The following is a 1,551-nucleotide window of genomic DNA, read 5'->3' as shown; positions in this document are numbered from 1 at the left end:
AGCCGGGCCTTCAGTTCATCCCTCGTGCGCGGCGGCGCGGCGGCGGCAACCGAATTCGTTACGTCAATCGGCGCAGGCGTGTCTTGCGCCTCCTCGGCAAACGATAAGCCCTTCAGGACGTCCGGGTATGCGTCGCGTAACGCGAATGCGCGGGCGCGCATCTGAAGCATCCGCTTCGGATACTGCGTCCACGGCCCTGCTTTCGCCCACAGCCCGGCCCGTTTCGCGTCGTTTACGCTGAACGTCTGCCGCGTGGCAATCGGCGACCCGGCCCGCTGCGTCTCGCATACCGCAGTAAGCGTGTCGCCTTCGCCTTCAAACCATTCGTTGAGCGATGCGCACAGCCCGCTTGATCGAACGAGTCCGATGGCCGCGTCGCCCCAAACGGACGGACGGCCGTTGATCACAGCGATATTCTGCACCGCCTGCATCGGGCGAAGCCCGATTTCAAGGCCCATTTCGACGGCCACGAGTATGGACTCCGGCTTTTCCATGCCTTTTGGCGCGAAGCCCGATCGCGTAACCGCCATTGCGAACCGATAGAGTTCGTCTATGGTTCGCAGTTCAACGCCGCGCTCGCCCATGGCAATTTGCGCGACAGCCTTGGACTGGGATTGGCTATTATCATTCGTTTCGTTGGTTGTCATGATTCATTCTCCTTTTTTGATACTTTCCGCAACGCGCGGAAAATGGTTGGCTGGACAACATAACCTTTTCGTTCCTGTGTCCGGTACGAAAACGACACGTCGCCGCACACGGCGTAGGTGTGATCGCCGATGGCAGCCTTCAACTGGTTTTCAATCTCGCAGATCACGTCATTGATCGCTTTTGCTTCACGCTTGGCCTGTTCGAGCCGTTCGAGCCGTTCGCGCCATTCATCAACATCGAGCGTGACCGTGCCGCCGTCGTCGGCTGGATACAGATGTCGAATGGCGTCGGAGTCGGCGTCCGTGCCGCCCGGTTCCGGTTCGCGGCCAGCCGCAATATCGCCTAAAAACTGATGGGCCGCGACAACGCAACCGTTTATCAGTTCGTCGTCGCGTTCCACGCGGACGATATCCAGCCCGCGCGATCCGAGGCCGCGCATGCATACCGCATAGGCGAACGGGGAATTCATTATGTACATCTGCATTTGGATCTGAACATCGTACTGGAGCGGCGTATTGCCCGTCGAAAACGATTTCGCCGCTTCCGTAAACGATTCCGTCGTCTTGATTTCGACGGGGATATCCACCCCGTCTATCTCAGCGATAATATCCGGCGTGGCCCAGAGCCACGGGTGAGCAGGATGCTGGATGGCCGCGTACTCGCCGGGGTCGCGAACCGTATAGCCGGTCTCGCGCGCGAACGCATCCGCGATAACCGGTTCCAGCGCGTGGCCAACAGCGAATCGCAACGATTCGTCCGGCCATGAAAGATTGCCCTTCTTGCGATGGTACAGCATGTAGCGCGTGCAGTACCGATCCGCACCTACTGCCGCCGGGACCTGTGATGCGGTCAACACCAGCGGGTTCGCGTGCAGGAGCCGCCACTCCTCCTGCGTCATGTTCC

General features: G+C 60.0%; 2 protein-coding genes. Both read right to left on the bottom strand.

What is annotated here, in order from left to right; genetic code table 11:
* Positions 1-647 (bottom strand): hypothetical protein (locus P5540_19915; protein HRT67081.1); only part of this gene is annotated, 647 nt, incomplete at its 3' end.
* The coding region (locus tag P5540_19910; protein ID HRT67080.1) for a YqaJ viral recombinase family protein at positions 644-1,551 on the bottom strand (908 nt) is incomplete at its 5' end. The genes P5540_19915 and P5540_19910, both read right to left, overlap by 4 nt.

The sequence above is a fragment of the Candidatus Hydrogenedentota bacterium genome (assembly GCA_035450225.1).
GTDB lineage: Bacteria > Hydrogenedentota > Hydrogenedentia > Hydrogenedentales > SLHB01 > DSVR01.
The sequence above is the reverse complement of the archived record's forward strand: the minus strand, read 5'-3'. Positions and strand labels throughout refer to the sequence as shown.